Genomic DNA, 17,707 nt, shown 5'->3' on the forward strand with positions numbered 1-17,707 from the left:
GCCCTGGGATGATGCTCGCAGCCTGGCGCCGCCTGAAGTCCTCCCTGGGCATTGAATCCCAAGAACCTGACCTCTTGGAACCCGAGGAACTGGCCCGGTGGTACGCGGGCCTCGACCTGCCGCAGCGGCTCGCGCTCAGCCGCAAGCTGGCCTCGCGCGTCCGAGCCCCTCGCGTGTCGAGGGAGAGCGCCACCCTCCCCGCCGTCGCCACCGGCCGCCTCGTCTTCCAGCAGGACGGTCCCCAGGGGGCCATTCCGCTGCACCACGTGAAGGTGGAGCTGTGGGACCGGGACCTGGGCACGCCGGATGACTTCCTGGGAGAGGGCTTCACGGACGCGGAAGGGGCGTTCGCAATCCGGTACGACCCCGCGGATGCGGGTGAAGACGACGTTCCGGATTTGGAGCTGCGCTACTTCGAACCCCAGCACACGTTCCGCAAGGATGGACGGGTGGTGGAGAGTTGGAGGCGCATCGGTTCGGAGCGGGGGCCCGACGACCACGGTTGGCTCCATCACGACTTCGGCACGGTGCGGGTGCCCTACTGGGAATACGACCCGGCGACGCCGCTGGCGCGGCTGCTCGTGGTGGAGGAAGGCACCCCTCCGACGGCGTATGCGCCGGGACGGTCCCTGGCGATGCTGAAGGCCGTCGCGCCCATCGAGCTCGTCAAACGACAGCATCTGCTTCAGGGGCGTCTGGGGCAGGCGCCCAGCCTCGCGAAGATCCAGGCGGACTACCCGGAGGCAACGACGATCCGGCTGGAGCGGGAGTCCCCCGGGTCGACCCGGAGTGATGCCTATTTTGGCGAACGCCTGCTCAACGGCATGTTCTCGACCATCCTGGACCGGGACCCCGAGGCGCCCGGTGATGCGCAGGCGTTCCGGCTCTACCACCCGTGGAATGCCTATGAGCAGGACGGCATCCACTGCCTGCCCGACGTGGACGTGCGGCTGCGGCTCGTGGAAGGCCGGCTGCTGCCCGTGCGCATCATCCTGGGGCTGCGCGAGCCAGGAGCCACGGCGCCGGGTTCACCGGTGACGCGGAGAACCTTCACGCCCGCGGATGGCGCGGACTGGGAGGCCGCCAAGCGGATGGCACGGGTGAGCGCGACGCTGGACACGGAGCTGGGCAATCACCTGGGGCAATGCCACTTCAACGTCGAACAGTATGCCATCGCCGCGAGCAGGAACCTGCGGCGCAATCCCTTGCGCTGGTTGCTGATGCCCCACCTGCGGGAGGTGGTGTTGATCAACCATGCGGCGAGCGGCTTCCTGGTGGGACCCACGGGATACATCACGCGCGCGAGTGCCTTGACGGAGCACGGAATCAACAAGCGGCTGGAACACCTGATGGGCAGCTATGATTGGAAGGGCTTCGCGCCCGCGATGCCTGTCTGTGAAGGCCACCGGTATGCCCAGGCCGGGCAGCTCTTCTGGCGGCTGCTGGGAGAGCACATCGATGCGTTCTTCACGGAGCATGGGGCGGAGCTCGAAGCGCAGTGGCGGGAGGTGCGCAGGTTCTCGGATGACCTCGTCGCGCACTCGGCGCCTGCGTTTGTCTGCCGTTACTTGAGGGCGAAGGTGCCGGGGAAGGACGCAGCGTGGTTCGTGCGCTCCGAACGCATGGACCTGGACACGAAGGCAGCGGAGCCGCCGCCCAAGGCCGTGAGCGCGGTGACCTGGACGGACACGCCGCAGGCCGGCGAGGTGGAGGCGCTGAAGAGCCTCTGCCGTTACGTCATCTTCTTCGCGACCTTCCGGCACGCCTGGGCGAACAACCTCCAGTGGGAGGACGCAGGCGAGGTGTTGTACTCGTGCCTGGGCCTCCGCTGGGGCCAGGGAGGGACGCTGCCGACAGAGGAGGACCTGGACGTCGCTCCGAAGCCGGACGAGGCGACGGAGATGCTATGGATCTCCTGGATGCTGTCGAAGACGAACTACGGGCTCATTCTCTCCAACGAGGAGGAGGACCTGCATCCCCGCCTGTTGGAACTGCTCCGGACCCATGCGGCGCAGTTCGCCGCGCTGGGCCTGGATGTGCGGACGGTCAGCTCCCGCATCAACATCTGAGCCCTTCAGGGCTCGTCTACTTGAGTCATTTCATCGGGGAGGGGCGTGCGCAGAAACATCAGTCCACTCCCCTTCCGCTCGCGGATGACCCGGAAGCCCTTTCCCGCGATACGAACGAGGTCCCCTTCATTCCCCTGCCCCTGGGCCAGCCAGATGTCGGCCTCCGCTGACGTCGGGAATGACTGGACCGCGACGACCGATTCCGTCGCGGGCACGAAGAACTTCCGGAAGTACTCTCGGTAGTCCGCCAACTGCTCGCGGTCACGAATGTAGAGCAAGGCCACCGCGGCGATCCGGAGGGCCTCGTCTTCTGGCGTCCCCTCCTGGAATCGCTCACCCACCGTTCCCAGGACGGCCATCACCGCATCGACATCGAAGTTTGAGTTGTAGGCCATGAATGATTCCGCTCACAGGGCGAGTGGCGCCAGGATCAAAGCTCCAGCCGCTCCAATGGTGAGGATGAAAGCCGTGCCCCCGACGACGACCATGGTGCCTAGCGCGACCTCGGACTTGTGCTCACGCAGCCACTCACGCGCTTGTTGAAGACTGGAGAACTCCAGCTTCTGTGCTGAAGGAGTCGTCTCCTCCTGCTCATCCACACAATCGTTGTAGGCCTTGCCGCACCCCGCCGTGCACCGCTTGTAGTACCACTCGTCGTGTTTGTGCGGATACGGAGGGCGACTCTTCTGCCAGCAATCCCGGAAGCATGACTCGTGCTCGGCCTGACAATCCCGTGCCCCTGCGCCCCCTGTGGCCAGCGACGCCCCTACGCCCTCCGCGGATTCCGCGATGACATGGAAGCGTGGGGCTGGTGCCGGAGCATGCGCGCAGCCCATCCCCGCCAATAGCGGGAGCAAGACCGACACCACCATCCATTTTGACAGGCGCATCAGGCCCCCCGAGGAGGCCAAGGATAACCTTGCTCAGTACGTCCAGGGGAAGCGCTTGAAGTCACGCTTCCGCTTGTGGACAAACGCGTCGCGGCCTTCCTGTGCCTCCTCCGTGCCGTACCCCAGGCGCGTGGCCTCTCCCGCGAAGAGCTGCTGGCCCACGAGCCCGTCGTCCGGGAGGTTGAAGGCATACTTCAGCATCTTGATGGCCGTGGGGCTCTTGGTGTTGATCTCCGCCGCCCACTCCAGCGAGAACTTTTCCAGGTCCGCGTGCGGCACCGACGCGTTGATGGCATTCATCTGGAACGCCTCGTCCGCCGTGTAGGACTGGCCCAGGAAGAAGATCTCCCGCGCCCGCTTCTGCCCCACCTGCCGCGCCAGCAGCGCGGAGCCGTAGCCAGCGTCGAAGCTCGCCACGTCCGCGTCCGTCTGCTTGAACATCCCGTGCTCCTTGCTCGCGATGGTCATGTCACACACCACGTGCAAGCTGTGCCCGCCTCCCGCCGTCCAGCCCGGCACCACCGCGATCACCACCTTGGGCAGGAAGCGGATCTGCCGCTGCACCTCCAGGATGTGCAACCGCCCCAGCCGCGCCGGATCCGCTGCCTCTTCACCGGGCTCGTACTTGTAGCCGTCCTTGCCCCGGATGCGCTGATCTCCCCCCGAGCAGAACGCCCACCCGCCATCCTTCGGCGACGGCCCGTTGCCCGTGAGCAGCACCACGCCCACGTCCGTCATGAACCGCGTGGCCTCCAGCGCTCGCGACAGCTCGTCCACCGTCTTCGGACGGAACGCGTTGCGCACCTCCGGCCGGTTGAACGCGATGCGCACCGTGCCCTGATCCACCGCGCGGTGGAACGTGATGTCCTTGAACTTGAAGCCTTCCACCGCCTGCCAGCGGGACGCGTCGAAGAGGGCCGAAACCATGCGCAGTCATGCTCCGAAAATGGGGGAGTGAACGGCCGCGGACCCTACCAGTTTCCCGCTCCCAGACGCCCGCGCTACCGTGCGCCCCATGCCCACGAGCCTGCTCGTCGTCCATGTCCACGTGCACGTGCTTCCCCAGCACGTCGACGCCTTCCTCCAGGCCACCCTCGCCAACGCCCGTGCCAGCGTGAAGGAGCCCGGCATCGCCCGCTTCGACGTCGTGCAGGACAACGAAGACCCCACCCGCTTCGTCCTCGTCGAGGCCTACCGCTCCCCCGATGCCCCCGCCGCGCACAAGGAGACCGCCCACTACCTCACGTGGCGCGACACCGTCACCCCGATGATGGCCGAGCCCCGCACCAGCCGCCGCTACACCAACCGCTTCCCCGACGACGCGGGCTGGTGACATGCCGCCCGTGAGCTTCGAGTTCGCCACCGCGAACCGCATCCTCTTCGGCCCCGGCCGCCTCGCCGAGGTCCCCGACCTGGTGCGCGCGCTCGGCGGCCACAAGGTCCTGCTCGTCACCGGCACGAACCCCGCCCGCGCCGAGCCCCTCCGCGCCGGACTCGAACGCCTGGGCATCCCTTCCGCCTCGTTCCGCGTCGCGGGCGAGCCCACGGTCGACACCGCGCGCGAAGGCACCGCCATCGCCGTGGACCACGCATGCGATGCCGTGGTCGCAATGGGCGGAGGCAGCGCGCTCGACGCAGGCAAGGCCATCGCCGCGCTCGCCGCCAACGGGGGCGACCCGCTGGACTACCTGGAAGTCATTGGCCGGGGACAGGCGCTCACGAAGCCGTCGCTGCCGTTCGTGGCCATCCCCACCACCGCGGGCACCGGCTCGGAGGTGACGCGCAACGCGGTGCTGGGCTCGAAGGAGGCCGGCGTGAAGGCCAGCCTGCGCAGCCCCCTGATGCTGCCTCGCGTGGCCCTGGTGGACCCCGACCTCCTGGAGCACGCCCCCGCCGCCGTGCTCGCGGCGGGCGGTCTGGACGCGCTGTCCCAGCTCATCGAGCCCTTCGTGTCCGTGCGCGCCCAACCCCTCACGGATGCGCTCGCCCGCGAAGGCGTGCAGCGCTCGGCGCGCTCGCTGCGCAAGGCCATCCTCCAGGGTCCCGGCCCCGCGGAGCGCGAGGACCTGGCCCTCGCCAGCCTCTTCGGTGGCCTGTGCCTCGCCAACGCGGGCCTGGGCGCGGTGCATGGCTTCGCGGCGCCGCTGGGCGGGATGCTCGGCGCGGCCCATGGGGCGCTGTGCGCCGCGCTGCTCGGGGCCACGCTGGAGGTGAACCTGGAGGCCCTTCGCACCCGTGCCGCGGACCACCCCGCCCTGCCCCGCTTCCGCGAGCTGGCCGTGCTGCTCACCGGCCAGCCGGAGGCCCGCGCCGAGGAAGGCATCGCCTGGGTGAAGGCCCTGGTCCACGACGTGCGCATCCGGGGCCTGCGCGACATGGGCCTCGCCGACGCGGACGTGCCGGGGCTCGTGGCGAAGGCCCGCGCCGCCAGCAGCATGAAGGGCAATCCGCTTCCGCTCACCGATGCGGAGTTGACGACGCTCGTCGAACGGTCGATGTGAGGGTCCGCCCATGAAAGCCTCTTCGCTCATCCCCGTGGTGCTCGACCGCCTTCGCGAGAAGTATCCCGACGCGAAGTACGAGCTGAACTGGAACACGCCCTTCGAACTGCTGGTGGCCACCATCCTGGCCGCGCAGTGCACCGACGAGCGCGTCAACCGCGTCACCGCCGAGCTGTGGAAGAAGTACGACGGCCCCCGGGCCCTCGCGGACGCCGACACCGCGGAGCTGGAGGAGGACCTGAAGCCCACCGGCTTCTACAAGCAGAAGACCAAGACGGTGCAGGCCATGAGCCGCGCGCTGCTCGACGACTTCAAGGGGAAGGTGCCAGAGCGCATGGAGGACCTGGTGAAGCTGCCCGGCGTGGCGCGCAAGACGGCCAACGTCGTGCTCAACACCGCCTTCCAGCAGGCCTCCGGCGTCATCGTGGACACGCACGTGGCCCGCGTCAGCCAGCGCCTGGGCCTGTCCAAGCAGGAGAAGCCGGAGGCCATCGAAACCGACCTGATGAAGCTCGTGCCGAAGGACGACTGGACCTTCTTCGGCCCCGCCGTGGTGCTGCACGGCCGCTACACCTGCGTGGCCAAGAAGCCCAAGTGCGCCGAGTGCCTGCTCAACGACGTGTGCCCGAAGGTCGGCGTCGCCGCCTGAGCCGTCACAGGTGCGCGAGCACCACCAGCGTCAGCACCCAGTCCAGCCCCGCCTCGATGACGGTGTACACGGAGCCGTCGAACGAGGCGCCCATCGCCACGCCCAGGTGGCCGATGGGCCCCGCGAAGAGCTTCACACCCGCCTCGGCGCCCAGGTTGAGGGGGTTGCGCCGCGAGCCCTGCAGGTGGGGTCCCACGAGCGCCCGGGCATAGGGCGCCATCCAGTTCGTGACGAAGTGCTGGTAGCCCACGGTGGCGTTCAGCGACGCCCGCTCAGGGTCGAAGCCCAGGTTGAGGCCCAGCGTCAGCCGCCGCGCCTTCAACCCCATGGGCTGCACGTTCACATCCAGCGCCCAGCCCAGTCCGCCGTTCCACGGAATGCGCCAGCCGAGCGCGAACTCCGTCGTCGACTTGTCGATGGACAGCGCCTCGTAGCGGAAGCGCGACGCCCCGGCCGCGTCCCCTCGCGCCTCCTGCAGGTCCGCGAGCGCCAGCGCGCCCTCCTCCAGCTCCTCGTCGTAGGCCTTGCGCAGGGGCGGCTCCGCGCCCTCCAGGTCGCCCCGCTCCAGCCGATCCCTCCCTTGCGTCAGGCAGGCGGACGTGGAGCCCATCGCGCACGCGAGGCCGAAGGCCCGGTCCGCGTCCTCCGTCCGATGATCCACCAGGAGCTGCTGTCCCCAGACTTCGCAGGCGGAGGCGCTCCCGCCATTGCAGTTCTCCTCCAGCGTGGGGACCCGCGTGTTCGACGCCGTGGTCGCGCAGGCCACCGTCAGCAGGCAGGGCCACAGGCACAGCCAGCGACCACGGGACGCGAGGAGACCACGGAGGGCTGAGGCCACATCCATGGTCCACATTCAAACACAACGCGGGGGACGCCGGTGGCGTCGACTCAGCGCGTCTCAGTGTCCTTCGAGCGGCCCTTCGCCGTCGTTGAGGACACCCGGGTTGCGGCCGATGTCCGGCCCGTCCCCGCTGCGCTCGTCGGCCTTCTGTTCCTCGGAGGCCGTGTCGCCCGAGCCGCCCACGCCTTCACGGAAGCCCTGGGCGGCCTCCCGGCTGGATTCGCTGAGGCTCTCGGCGGCCTTGCTCGCGCCTTGCTTCACGTCCCTGGCGGCCTCGCCTACCTCCTGGCCCACCTGGCGGGCGTTGTCGTTGACGGACTGCTGCTGGCGCTCATTGCAACCCGCCGTAAAGCCCACCGTCCCAATCACTCCCAGCACGACGAGCCCGTTGAAGCGGCGTGTCCACATGGTGGTCTCCCCTGGAGGGACCGTGCCCTCCCGGGCAAAAAGTAGGCACGGTCGCCTCCGGACGAAGTCCCGCTTCCCTGCCTGGACGGTCGCGAGTCCACGCCTGCCTGTCAGCCCCCTGCCGCTCGCGTCAGTGCCCGGTCTCTTCCGGCGAATCCGAGTAGGGCTCATCCTCCTCGACAGGAGGCTCGTCCGGCACGTCCACCAAGGCGTCGGGGTTGTCCGGATCCAGCTCCGGCTCCCCGGCCACGTCAATGAGCTCCCTCGGCTCACCGAACGCGGCCGGCTTGTCGATCTTGAAGCCGACGTTCCGCGCATCCGCCGCGTCCGCGCAGCCCGTCGAGGTCGCGAAGAGCCGCAGCACCTTCACGTCGTCCCAGTGCTTCTCGTCGTCGAAGAGGACGGGATCCGTAATGGTCTCCGATGCACCCGCGGGCAGGCTGAACCCACCGCTCGGCGTCTCCTCCAGGTGGCAGGGGCACCCTTCCCCGATGTACGCGCGCAGGCACGCGCTCCCCGACGCGCGCCGTCCGCTCACGTTCTTCACCGTGTAGGTGAGGGAGTACCCGGTGCCCGCGTCGTCCTGGCGCAGCTCGACATTCGAGAGCGCGAAGTCCTCCACCTTCGCCGCCTCCACGTTCCGGGGAGTGGGCCCACCCGCCGGCACCGGCTGCCCCGTCGTCAGGACGTGCAGCAGCTCGCTCGTCGCCTGGGGTGGAGAGCGCTGGCAGTCGCTGGCCGTCGTGAACAGCCGCACCGACCGGGCCTGCTTCCAGAACGTGCGCACCACCGTCGCGTGGTCCTGGAACGTATCGGACGTGCCGCCCTTCAGGCTGAAGACGCCCAGCTTCAGCGCTTCGATGACCTCCCCCTTGTCGTCGTGCAGCCACAGGCACGCCTCGCCCCGGCCCTGCGCCGTGCCCGGGTTGGCGAGCGTGTAGGAGACCTTCAGGTCGTCGTCCTTGTAGACGAACGTCACGTCCGAGAAGCGCAGCGGCTTGCGGACCTCCGCGACCGGGGCCGCGTCGCGCACGGCCACCGCCGCCGGGGCCACGCCCGCGTCCAGGGAAGACACGGCCGTGACCGCGGGATCCTCCTTCTTGCAGCCCGGGCCCCACACCGCCGCGCACCCCAGCACGAGCACACCCATGGCGCGCACGCGCCGCTTGCCACTCCGCATCATGAACTCCCCCTCCACTGCCATTTCCGTCCGGGTTTCATAAGGGACACCGTCACGGCATGACAAGCCGGCCCCCTCCCGCACGTGCTTGACGGCGCATGCATGGAGCGCTCGGATGCGCGCACCTATGCCCATCCCTCCGTTGCGCACCCGTGCGGAAGCCACCGACTACCAGGAAACCTCTCGCAGCGCCGACGTGGTCGCGTTCGTCGACGCGCTCTGCGCGCAGACGAAGCTCGTGAAGCGCGTGGACTTCGGCCAGAGCGGCGAGGGTCAGCCGCTCATCTCGCTCGTCATCAGCGACCGCAACTGCTTCACGCCGGAGCTGGCCCGCAAGCAGAAGAAGATCATCGTGATGGTGGAGGCCAACATCCACGCCGGTGAGGTGGAGGGCAAGGAGACCCTGATGGGGCTCGCTCGCGACCTCACCCTCACGTCGCTGGGCAAGAAGCTGCTCGACCGGCTCTGCCTCGTCTTCATCCCCAACTTCAACCCGGACGGCAATGATCGCATCAGCCCGGGAAACCGCGCGCTCGACCTGAAGAACCTGGAGGGTCAGGTGAACCCGCCGGGTGGCGTGGGCATGCGCTACACGGGCGAGGGCTGGAACCTCAACCGCGACAACATGAAGCAGGAGGCGCCGGAGACGCGCGCGGTCGCGAAGCTGTACCAGACGTGGTGGCCGCACCTCTTCGTGGACTGCCACACCACCGACGGCAGCATCCACGCCTTCGATCTCACCTTCGACATCCCCCACGGCAACGCGGACCTCCTCTCCACCTCGCGCGACTACAACCGCGAGCTGGCCGAGCGCGTGTCCGCCGCCGTGAAGAAGAAGCACGGCTTCGACAGCCACTGGTACGGCAACTTCCTCAAGGAGGGCGACCCGCGCTCCGGCTGGCACACCTACCCCGCGCTGCCCCGCTTCGGCAGCCACTACCGGGGCCTGCTGGGCCGGCTGGACGTGCTGCTGGAGACGTACAGCTACATCGACTTCCCCCGCCGCTGCGCCGTCATCCGTGCGTGGGTGCTGGAGCTGATCCGCGACGCCGCCCGCTACGCCAAGGGCTACCGCGCCGCCACCGACTTCGAGGAGGCCGCCATCATCGCCCGCGGCAAGAACCCCGACGTGCTGGAGCGCGTGGGCATCAACTTCGGCGTCGCCCAGCGTGACGCGGAAGGCGCCCTGGTGTTCGACTACCCCGCCTACGTGCTGGGCAAGGACACCGCCGTCATCAACTCCTTCGACGAGGCCAGCATCGAGGGCCGGCGCTACCCGGGCAAGCGCCGCAAGGCCTACAAGATGCCGCACTACCGCACCTTCGTGCCCACCCAGGCGGTGAGCACGCCGTCCGCGTACCTGGTGCCCGCGTCGCTCGCGTCGCGGCTGGAGGGCCATGGCATCCGCTTCGAGAAGCTCGCCACCGCGCAGCGCTTCCAGGTGGACAGCTACCGCATCGCCCGCCGCGAGCAGACCTTCAGCCCGGACGTCGCCGCCAACGTGCCGGCGCCGGGCCAGAACGAGGTCCCGCTCAGCCAGAAGCCCAAGCCCGTGCGCTTCGAGACCGTCCTCACCGTGGCCCCCGAGCGCTCCGAGCGCGAGTTCCCCGCCGGCACCCTCAAGGTCCCCACCGACCAGCGCACGGGCACGCTCATCACCTACCTGCTGGAGCCGCACTCGGACGACGGCTTCTGCCGCTGGCAGTTCCTCGACGACACCCTCACGGTGGGGGAGCTGTACCCCATCCACCGGGTCGTGGAGGCCACACGCGCTCCCCTGAAGGTGGAGTAGAGCGTCCGGCCGCGAACGTCCGGAAGCCCCACGGTCTGCCCCCGGGTCTGTCAGGCCCGGGGGAATTGGCTCTAGACTGCTGGCCGTAGGACCCGCGCAGGTCGGCGGGGGCAGGCGGGAGGCCCCGGATGGCTGACAGGCAGGACTCGCCCCGAGGCACGCGCCCTCCACGGCGCACGGGCCTGGGGCGCGCCGGGTTCTGGTTGGGACTCGCGCTCTGCATGGCCGCGGGCTTTGGCGCCGTGCGCTATTGGAAGCAGCGCGGCGCCCTCCCGGAGCGGTCCTCGCTGTGGCTGTCGGACCTGCCCACCCGCTCCCTGGAAGTGCGCCTAGCCCACCCTGCGGCGGACGTGCACCGCCGCTTCGTCCCCCCCCGCGAGCCGGGGCCCGCGGCCCGCCCGGTGCCGCTCGGGGCGCTGTCCCGGCTGGAGGAGCAGGGCGACGCCTACGGGGTCGCGATCAGCTACCTGCTGCATGGCTACACGGAGCAGGCGCTCGCGCACCTGGCGCACGTGCCGCCCTCGCCGGACCGGGACACGGCGCACGCCGCCGCCGCCCTCCTGCGCGGACGTCATGACGAGGCCCTGGAACTGCTGGACGCCACGCTCGAAGAGGAGCCCAGGCACCCGCAGGCGCGCTGGAACCGGGCCGTGTTGATGCGCGAGCTGGGCCTGTCGCTCGTCGCCGCCACCACCTTCGAGGGGGTGGCCGCGCAGGGCGAGCCCGGCTGGAGCGACGAGGCGCGCGAGCAGGCCCGGAGCCTGCGCGCCCGCTTCCAGGAGCGGGCGGACGCGTGGAAGGCCACCCGCGCCATGCTCCTTGCCCGCCTGCGCACGCCGGACGCGCCGCTGCCGGTGGAGACCCTCGGCCGCTTCCCGGGGCTCGCTCGCGAGCGCTTCTATGACCTGCTCGGCGCCGCGGAGGACGCAACGCGGGTGCGGGAGCTGCTGCCGCTCGCCAGGGCGCTGGACCATGTGTCCGGAGGCCGCGCGCTGGAGGACACCGTGGAGCGGCTGGCCGCGCTGGACTTCACGCGCCGGGCCCCGCTCGCGCGCGAGTACGTGAAGCTGGTGCTGGAGGAGCATCCGTCGCCCGCGGGCCTCATCGAGCGCCTGCGCCAGGAGGAGACGGCGAGAGATCTGCTGCTGGGTGCGCTGCTGCGCACGCCGGGCGTGGCACGCACGCAGGAGGAGCTGAGGGACCTGACGCGCGACGTGACCGACCCGTGGGTCCTCTCGCGCGTGGAGCAGGAGGGGGCACGGCTGGACGACCTGGCGGGGCAAGGGGCCCAGGCAGGGGACCGGCTGCGCGCGGCGCTGACGGGATGCCGCGAGCACAAGCTGCCCCTGCGCTGCGTGGACCTGCTGACGTGGCTGAGCCAGCGCGCGACCGCGTCGAACCGGCTGGTGGAGGCCGAGGAGTCCGCGCGCGCCGCCTGGCAGGAGGCCGCCGCGCTGGGCGAATGGGAGCGCGAGGGCGTGGCGCTCGTGATGCTGGCCAACGCGACGCGCTTCCAGCGGCGGGTGGCCCTGTCGCGCGCCTACCTCAACGAGTCCCTGGCCCGGCAGCCCGAGGACTGCATGGCGCGCACGCACGCGCACCGCAACCTGGCCTCGCTCGCGCTGATGCGCTTCCGTCCACAGGAGGCGCGCGACGAGCTGGAGGCCTCGCTGGCCTGCGGGCAGACGCCCGGGTTGCAGGGCGCGTGGATCCTCGCGGACCTCGCACGGTTGGATCCGCGGCCGTCCGACGAAGCGCGCCTGCGCGCGGAGCTGGCGCGGGTGACGCCGCTGACGGAGAACCCGGGCCGGCGCGTGCTGGCCACGCTCATCGAGGGGCGCTTCACGGTGGCCCGCGACTGGCGCCAGGGCCAGCAGGTGCTCCGCCGCGCCATCGCCGAAGCGGAGCCGTTGCTGCGCACCTCCGCGGATGCGCGCGACGCGCGGGTCGTGGCCTTCCAGACGCTGGCGGTGAGCGCGGGCCACGCAGGCGCCTTCCGTGAAGCCCTGGACGTGGTGGCCGAGAGCCTCCAGGTGCCCGTGCCAGAGGGCTGCGTGCTGGCGGCGGCGGTGGAGGACGAGCGCACGGTGACGGTGGTGCGTGGGCTCCAGGGCCAGGTGCGGGGCCACTACGACGCGTCCCGCACGCGCCCCCTGCGCGACGACCTGACGGGGCTGGTGCCCGCGGAGCTGGTGGCCCTGCTGCGCGACTGTCCCCGCGTCGCCGTGCTGGCCGCGCCGCCCCTGGACAGCCGCGCGGGCATCCTGCCGCCGGACCTCGCGTGGAGCTTCCGCGTCGGCACGGGCGCCCAGGCCCCTCCTCCCGCGAAGCCGCCGCTGCACGTCGTCGTCTCGGACGTGGAGCCGCCCGCGTCGCTGCGGCTGGCGCGGCTGCCCCCAGCGACGGACGCGGACCTGGAGGGAGCGCAACGCCTGCTGCGCCTCAAGGGCACGCAGGCCACGCCCGAGCGCGTGCTGGAAGCCATGGAGCAGGCCACCGACATCGACATCCACGCGCACGGCGTGGTGGACCGCGCGCTGTCGGACGCCACGGTCATCGCGCTGTCGCCGCAGCAGGACGGCCACTACGCGCTCACCGCGGAGGAGCTGCGCCGCCGGCACCTGCACGGCGCGCCCCTGGTGGTGCTGGGCGCGTGCAGCGCGGCCCGGCTCGCCCCCGTCCTCCACCAGACATCGTCCCTGCCGCAGGCCTTCGTCGCCTCGGGCGCGAGGGCCGTCTTCGCGGCCACGGCGGACATCCCCAACGACGCGGGCGCCTTCTTCCGCGCGGTGCGCGAGCGCATCCAGGCCGGCACGGAGCCCTCCCAGGCCCTGCGCGCCGAGCGCCTCGAATGGCACCGGCAGCAGCCCGGCATGAGCTGGGTGGACAAGGTCCTGCTGTACCAGTAGGCCGTCAGTCCAGCGGAGGCAGCGCGGACGGCAGCGGCTCCGCGTCGGACTCCCACGTCACGTTCGGCACCGGCAGCGCGAACGCCTCGAACGACACGGCGAGCCCGCCCTCCGGCGCGTGGAAGCCGTACCACCACCCCACCGGCACCAGCAGCAGCTCCCCGGGCGACAGCGTCACGTCCAGGCGCAGGGGGGCGGCCGTGGTGTCCGTGGCCGAGGCCACGCGCCGCAGCTCGAAGGCCGGGATGAGCTGGAGCTGCCGCACGCCCCGCACCTGGGCGAGCAGCACGTTGCGCCGGGCGGCCCGGAGCGGGACCTCGGCCCCCGGTGGCTCCCACCACAGGCGGGGCTCGCACGCGCGAGCATCCTCCGCCGCGAGCCCCCGGGGTGTGGCCAGCGCCCGTGCCAGGGGCTCCAGCCGCGCATCCCCGAACAGCGGCACACAGCACGCATGGCGCGCCTCGCGCTCGCCTAGCAGGGCCGCGACCTCGTCGGAGGCCCACGCCCCGGGTGCCAGGGTGGAGGCCCAGGCGTCGCGCAGCACCACCGGCAGGTTCTGGAAGTAGTAGCGCTCGAAGAACGCGGAGGGCGTGAGGGCCTCGTGACGGTCCACCCGGGGCGGCGTGTCCGTCTGCTGGAACAGCTCGGCATAGACATCCAGCAGCCCCTCCAGCTTGCGCTGCATGCCCACCGCGCCCAGCGCCCCGACGACGAAGGGCTCCCGCTGCTCCGCCGCCACCGCCTGCTGCGCCGTCGGGGCCGGCACGCCCGCCTTCTCCAGCGCGGCCACCAGCTCGCGCGGCGCCGTGCCGCGCAGCAGGTTCTCCACCAGCCACCGCCGCCACTCGGGCGTCAGCGGCGAGCCCTCCGCCCCCACTTCGCGCGACGCACTCGACGAACTCATGGGCGCTCCTCCGAGGGCGTGGCACCCAGCCAGCCCTCCCGCCAGAAGGTGTTGAGACCGGGAGTCTCCTCGAAGTTCACGAACGTGACGGACAGGCTCGGGTCCAGCGCGCGCAGCGCATGCCACCAGCCCACGGGGAGGAAGAGCACGTCCCCCGGCCCCACCTCCACCGAGTGCAGGGCCACGCGGGCGAAGTCCGGGAAGCGCGCGGTGTCCGGCGCCATCACATCCACCGCGCTGTAGAAGCCGCGCATGTTGGACATCCACGGCGTCTCCCAGGAGGGCGCGAGCCACACCTGCTTGCGGCCCCACACCTGGCAGAAGAGGACGTTGAGATGATCATGGTGCAGGTTGGACAGCGTCCCCGCGGGCCCCAGCCACACGTGCACGCGGTCGGGTCCGTCCAGGTCCGGATGGATATAGCCCTCCGGGGCACGCAGGTCCTCCAGCAGCGGCCGGAAGGCCTCGCGCAGCAACAGGCTGTTGCGCGCCACCAGATACATGTCGTTCGTCGGCGCACCTTCGAAGCGCGCGAGCAGTTCGCGCAGGGGCACCTCGCGGCGCAGGCGGTCGGCGTGGAAGTCCGGCAGCGCCAGGGCGTCGCGCCCGGCCATCACCTCCACCGTCTCGTCACCGAAGCGCTCGGCCATCCACGCGGGCGTCCACCGCTTCAGCGCGGGCCAGTCCTCCAGCAGCCCTTCAATGACCACCGGCCGGTTGCGCCGGTAGTAGTCGGCGAAGAACTCCGCCGGGCCCAGCCGGTGACGCCGCTCCACCCGGATTTCCGCGTGCGCCTGTCGGTACAGCTCCGACCGCGTCGCGAGCAGTGACGCCAGCACCTCCGAGCGTTCCGCGTGGCTCCGCCCCCCTACCACCGCGGGGTGATTCTCGGCGGCGCGCACGCCGTCCCGGGCGACTTCCGGGTCCAGGCCCGCCGCTTCCAACGCGGCCACGAGCCTCGCGGAAGCCACCCCACGCACAAGGTTCTCCGCGAGCCACGTTTTCAATTCAGGGGGGAGGGCGTTCTTCATCGACGATCCCCCCGCATCGGGCTGAACGTTTTGGGTTGTCCACATCCACGTTGAGCGGACTCCAATGACTCCTCCTTCGAACTCGCACCAGATCGTCCCGAATCCCCCACCGAACCCGCCCGGAGAAGAGGAGTGCGACCCGCTCCGTCGCAAGACTCCCGAGCCCACGCCGCCGCCGCCCACGCCGCCCCTTCCTGAAACGCCCCAGCGCAAAAACCTCGACGAATAACCGGCCCGCGCGGGGGCATGCCTCATCCGGAGGTGTGCCACCGCGCATTGCCGCCCGGCAGGTCCAGGCACTGGAACGTCACCGACACGCTCACGTCGAGCGCATGCACCTGGTGCCACCAGCCCACCGGGATGAAGAGCAGCTCGCCGGGCCCCAGCACCACCTCGTGCACGTGCGCCGTGCCGAAGGCGGGGAAGCGCTCCAGGTCCGGCGCGGACGCGTCCACCGCGCTCCACACGTGCGTGCGGTTGTACACGCGCGGCGTCTCGAACGAGGGGATCAACCAGAACCGCTTGCGTCCATGGACCTGGCCGAACAGGACCGAGTCCACGTCGTGGTGCAGCGCCGTGCGCGTGCCGGCGGGGCCGATCCACAGCTTGATGCCCCCGGGCTCCGGACGCGGGTGCAGGAAGCCGGGAGGAAAGCGCACGTCGTCCAACAGCCCGCGCAGCTCCGGCCGCTCCAGCGCGAAGTTGCGCGCGGTGAGGTACAGGTCGTTGGTGGCCCCGCCGTGCTCCAGCCGGTGGAGGAACTCCGAAAGCCGCATCACCGTGCGGCACGCATCCGGGGAGAGGTCGTGGTCCGCGCGGGCCTCGCGGCCCGTCATCACCTCCACCTCCACCTCGCCATGCGTCCGCGCGAGCGCCTCCGGCCGCCAGCGCTCCAAGAGCGGCCAGCCCTCCAGGAAGTCCTCCAGGATGACGGGCCGGTGCGCGCGGTAGTAGCCGTCGCGGAACTCCTCGGCGGACACGCCCCGCCGCCGCTCCACGCCGACGCCCGCCTGCGCATGCAGCGCGGCCCGCACGTCCAGCAGCGACGCCACCTCCGCGCCCGCCCCCAGCTGTCGGACGCCCGCCTCCACCGCCGGGTGCCGCCGCGCACGCTCCACCTCCGCGGAGGCCTCGTCCGGCGCCACCCCACCGGCGACCAAGTCCCGGGCCAGGGCGTCCGCCGCCACGCCGCGCAGCAGGTTCTCCGACAGCCACGCATGCCACGAGGGCGACAGGGCCATGGCTTCCGAGTCTAGGCCACCCCCGAGGCGGCACGGCAGGGGGGCATTCCCCCACATGCCCTAGAGGCTCAACGCGCCCTTGAGGCCCAGCACGATGACGTCGCGTGCGGACGCATCCGCGCCCGGGCGGATGTACTGGAAGTTCGGGCGCAGCACGAGCCACGGCGTCGCGTGCAGGCTGTAGTACAGCTCGCCCAGGTACTCCGTGCGAGGCACCGCGACGGTGGGGTCCTGCGGCTGCTCCATGCGCTGGGACGTGACGTAGCGCCCGTTGGGATGGGTGCGGCCCAGCGCGAAGCCCACGTCATCGTCCGGCCGGCCGAAGACGCCCGTGTAGCCCAGGCCCGCGGTGTACTGGCTGTCCAGGAGGGAGGTGTCGCGGTCCGCGTGGGTCAGGCGCACGAACACGTTGAGCCCCTGCGCCTCGTTCTCCGCGCCTCTCACGTGCGTGAGCTGCTGGCGCGCCACGAAGTACGCGCCGTAGCGCCCGCTGCGCTGGACGCCTTCCAGCAGCACGTCGTTCGCATTGGACGTGTCGTACCAGGCGCCCAGCTTGTAGAGCCCCACCAGCCGCTGCCCGCCGAACTTCGGGTTCCACCCCAGCTCCAGGGGCAGCATCACCCCGGTCGCTCCGGAGAAGCGCCCCAGGTAGAAGGACGGGTCCAGGTTGCGCGGGTTGATTTCGTAGGCGGCGAGCTGCACGTAGGCCACCTTCAGCGTGTCCAGCCGCAGCCGCGTGCCCCACTGGCTCACCGGCCAGTTGAACCAGTAGTTGCCCACGAGGTTGCCGGGCTGCGCGCCACAGAACGTCAGGTTCTGGAAGTCGCAGCGGAAGTCCGCCGTGTCCTCGCCCACGGTGACGCGGCCCAGCTTCCAGTGCAGCTGTCCCCCCAGGAAGAGCTGCTCGTACCAGAGCTGGGTGATGCGCCCCACGTTGCCGCGGCCGTACACCTCCTGAACGAGCTGCAGCGTGCCCAGCTCCATGTCCGCGCCCAGGTTGTTGCCATTGCGGTGCGTGAACGTGAACTGGAAGGTGCCGCCGGGCAGGCCGAACAGCTTCTCCGTGTCCAGCCCGAGCCCCACGTCGAGCTGGCCCGCCTGCCGGAGCGCATGCCCCTTGCCGCCGCGCGCGTTGTAGGCGAGCTCCGTGGCGTAGCGGACCTGGAGCGACACCCCCAGCTCGAACAGCAATCCGCGCACGCCGCTCCAGTCACCCGTCAGCCCTGGAGGCATCTTCGTCTCGGCCGCCAGCGCCGGGCCCGAGCACAGCAGGGCCCACCCCAGCATCCACC

The 17,707-nt window shown here is 70.8% G+C and carries 16 protein-coding genes; 6 read left to right on the forward strand and 10 right to left on the reverse strand.

Annotated features, from left to right (window positions below; genetic code table 11):
- Window positions 1-74 precede the first annotated feature (74 nt).
- Window positions 75-2,069 carry a lipoxygenase family protein gene (locus D7V93_RS04380; RefSeq protein WP_244237102.1) on the forward strand — a complete coding sequence of 665 codons (1,995 nt, stop codon included), beginning with the start codon at window positions 75-77 and terminating at the stop codon, window positions 2,067-2,069.
- A 5-nt stretch (window positions 2,070-2,074) separates the two neighbouring features.
- Here D7V93_RS04380 and D7V93_RS04385 read toward each other — a convergent pair whose 3' ends face one another.
- The 3 genes from D7V93_RS04385 to D7V93_RS04395 all read right to left on the reverse strand — a co-directional run bounded on the left by D7V93_RS04385 (window position 2,075) and on the right by D7V93_RS04395 (window position 3,886).
- Window positions 2,075-2,464: a hypothetical protein gene (locus tag D7V93_RS04385; RefSeq protein WP_120642149.1), complete on the reverse strand. Its 390-nt coding sequence runs from the start codon at window positions 2,462-2,464 to the stop codon at window positions 2,075-2,077.
- Window positions 2,465-2,476: 12 nt separating this feature from the next.
- Window positions 2,477-2,668 (reverse strand): hypothetical protein, encoded by a 192-nt coding sequence (locus D7V93_RS04390; protein ID WP_120642150.1) that lies wholly within the window; start codon window positions 2,666-2,668, stop codon window positions 2,477-2,479.
- 324 nt (window positions 2,669-2,992) lie between these two features.
- Complete coding sequence (locus D7V93_RS04395) at window positions 2,993-3,886, reverse strand: 1,4-dihydroxy-2-naphthoyl-CoA synthase (RefSeq protein WP_120642151.1); 894 nt, start codon at window positions 3,884-3,886, stop codon at window positions 2,993-2,995.
- Between the two features lie 88 nt (window positions 3,887-3,974).
- Here D7V93_RS04395 and D7V93_RS04400 point away from each other — a divergent pair, with 88 nt between their 5' ends.
- Genes D7V93_RS04400 through nth form a run of 3 tightly spaced genes read left to right on the forward strand, consistent with a single transcriptional unit; the run spans window position 3,975 to window position 6,109 of the window.
- Window positions 3,975-4,292: a putative quinol monooxygenase gene (locus D7V93_RS04400; protein WP_120609748.1), complete on the forward strand. Its 318-nt coding sequence runs from the start codon at window positions 3,975-3,977 to the stop codon at window positions 4,290-4,292.
- Between the two features lies 1 nt (window position 4,293).
- Entirely contained in the window at window positions 4,294-5,460 is a 1,167-nt protein-coding gene (locus tag D7V93_RS04405) for an iron-containing alcohol dehydrogenase (RefSeq protein WP_120642152.1), read from the forward strand.
- Window positions 5,461-5,470: 10 nt separating this feature from the next.
- The gene (gene nth, locus D7V93_RS04410) at window positions 5,471-6,109 is read left to right on the forward strand and encodes an endonuclease III (RefSeq protein ID WP_120642153.1); all 639 of its coding nucleotides are present in this window, start codon (window positions 5,471-5,473) and stop codon (window positions 6,107-6,109) included.
- A gap of 4 nt (window positions 6,110-6,113) precedes the next feature.
- On the opposite strand, the gene D7V93_RS04415 is transcribed toward nth, so the two are convergent.
- From D7V93_RS04415 to D7V93_RS04425, 3 genes are all read right to left on the reverse strand, one after another.
- Window positions 6,114-6,953, reverse strand: a complete 840-nt coding sequence (locus tag D7V93_RS04415) for a hypothetical protein (protein WP_120642154.1) — start codon at window positions 6,951-6,953, stop codon at window positions 6,114-6,116.
- Between the two features lie 54 nt (window positions 6,954-7,007).
- On the reverse strand, window positions 7,008-7,358 hold the full coding sequence (locus tag D7V93_RS04420) for a hypothetical protein (protein ID WP_208722916.1): 351 nt from the start codon (window positions 7,356-7,358) through the stop codon (window positions 7,008-7,010).
- A gap of 130 nt (window positions 7,359-7,488) precedes the next feature.
- The gene (locus tag D7V93_RS04425; RefSeq protein WP_147451036.1) at window positions 7,489-8,541 is read right to left on the reverse strand and encodes a hypothetical protein; all 1,053 of its coding nucleotides are present in this window, start codon (window positions 8,539-8,541) and stop codon (window positions 7,489-7,491) included.
- Window positions 8,542-8,665: 124 nt separating this feature from the next.
- Between D7V93_RS04425 and D7V93_RS04430 the strand changes: the two genes are divergently transcribed.
- Both D7V93_RS04430 and D7V93_RS04435 read left to right on the forward strand, forming a co-directional pair.
- Window positions 8,666-10,330, forward strand: a complete 1,665-nt coding sequence (locus tag D7V93_RS04430; RefSeq protein WP_120642156.1) for a M14 family metallopeptidase — start codon at window positions 8,666-8,668, stop codon at window positions 10,328-10,330.
- A gap of 128 nt (window positions 10,331-10,458) precedes the next feature.
- Window positions 10,459-13,239 carry a CHAT domain-containing protein gene (locus tag D7V93_RS04435; RefSeq protein WP_147451037.1) on the forward strand — a complete coding sequence of 927 codons (2,781 nt, stop codon included), beginning with the start codon at window positions 10,459-10,461 and terminating at the stop codon, window positions 13,237-13,239.
- A 4-nt stretch (window positions 13,240-13,243) separates the two neighbouring features.
- Here D7V93_RS04435 and D7V93_RS04440 read toward each other — a convergent pair whose 3' ends face one another.
- The 4 genes from D7V93_RS04440 to D7V93_RS04455 form a co-directional block, all read right to left on the reverse strand.
- A complete protein-coding gene (locus tag D7V93_RS04440) occupies window positions 13,244-14,143 on the reverse strand; it encodes a hypothetical protein (RefSeq protein WP_147451038.1) in 900 nt (299 codons plus the stop codon).
- Window positions 14,140-15,174: a cupin-like domain-containing protein gene (locus tag D7V93_RS04445; RefSeq protein WP_244237103.1), complete on the reverse strand. Its 1,035-nt coding sequence runs from the start codon at window positions 15,172-15,174 to the stop codon at window positions 14,140-14,142. The genes D7V93_RS04440 and D7V93_RS04445 overlap by 4 nt, the downstream gene beginning before the upstream one ends.
- A gap of 251 nt (window positions 15,175-15,425) precedes the next feature.
- Window positions 15,426-16,415, reverse strand: a complete 990-nt coding sequence (locus tag D7V93_RS04450; RefSeq protein WP_120642159.1) for a cupin-like domain-containing protein — start codon at window positions 16,413-16,415, stop codon at window positions 15,426-15,428.
- Window positions 16,416-16,475: 60 nt separating this feature from the next.
- Window positions 16,476-17,707: carbohydrate porin (locus D7V93_RS04455; protein ID WP_147451039.1), on the reverse strand; the 1,232-nt coding region annotated here is incomplete at its 5' end.

This window comes from Corallococcus llansteffanensis, assembly GCF_003612055.1.
GTDB lineage: Bacteria > Myxococcota > Myxococcia > Myxococcales > Myxococcaceae > Corallococcus > Corallococcus llansteffanensis.

Bases quoted from the DNA above. Each gene is read 5' to 3' on its own strand.
- D7V93_RS04385 (WP_120642149.1), bottom strand. From the start codon at position 2,464: ATGGCCTACAACTCAAACTTCGATGTCGATGCGGTGATGGCCGTCCTG.
- D7V93_RS04395 (WP_120642151.1), bottom strand. From the start codon at position 3,886: ATGGTTTCGGCCCTCTTCGACGCGTCCCGCTGGCAGGCGGTGGAAGGC.
- D7V93_RS04400 (WP_120609748.1), top strand. From the start codon at position 3,975: ATGCCCACGAGCCTGCTCGTCGTCCATGTCCACGTGCACGTGCTTCCC.
- D7V93_RS04405 (WP_120642152.1), top strand. From the start codon at position 4,294: ATGCCGCCCGTGAGCTTCGAGTTCGCCACCGCGAACCGCATCCTCTTC.
- nth (WP_120642153.1), top strand. From the start codon at position 5,471: ATGAAAGCCTCTTCGCTCATCCCCGTGGTGCTCGACCGCCTTCGCGAG.
- D7V93_RS04415 (WP_120642154.1), bottom strand. From the start codon at position 6,953: ATGGATGTGGCCTCAGCCCTCCGTGGTCTCCTCGCGTCCCGTGGTCGC.
- D7V93_RS04420 (WP_208722916.1), bottom strand. From the start codon at position 7,358: ATGTGGACACGCCGCTTCAACGGGCTCGTCGTGCTGGGAGTGATTGGG.
- D7V93_RS04425 (WP_147451036.1), bottom strand. From the start codon at position 8,541: ATGATGCGGAGTGGCAAGCGGCGCGTGCGCGCCATGGGTGTGCTCGTG.
- D7V93_RS04430 (WP_120642156.1), top strand. From the start codon at position 8,666: ATGCCCATCCCTCCGTTGCGCACCCGTGCGGAAGCCACCGACTACCAG.
- D7V93_RS04435 (WP_147451037.1), top strand. From the start codon at position 10,459: ATGGCTGACAGGCAGGACTCGCCCCGAGGCACGCGCCCTCCACGGCGC.
- D7V93_RS04440 (WP_147451038.1), bottom strand. From the start codon at position 14,143: ATGAGTTCGTCGAGTGCGTCGCGCGAAGTGGGGGCGGAGGGCTCGCCG.
- D7V93_RS04445 (WP_244237103.1), bottom strand. From the start codon at position 15,174: ATGAAGAACGCCCTCCCCCCTGAATTGAAAACGTGGCTCGCGGAGAAC.
- D7V93_RS04450 (WP_120642159.1), bottom strand. From the start codon at position 16,415: ATGGCCCTGTCGCCCTCGTGGCATGCGTGGCTGTCGGAGAACCTGCTG.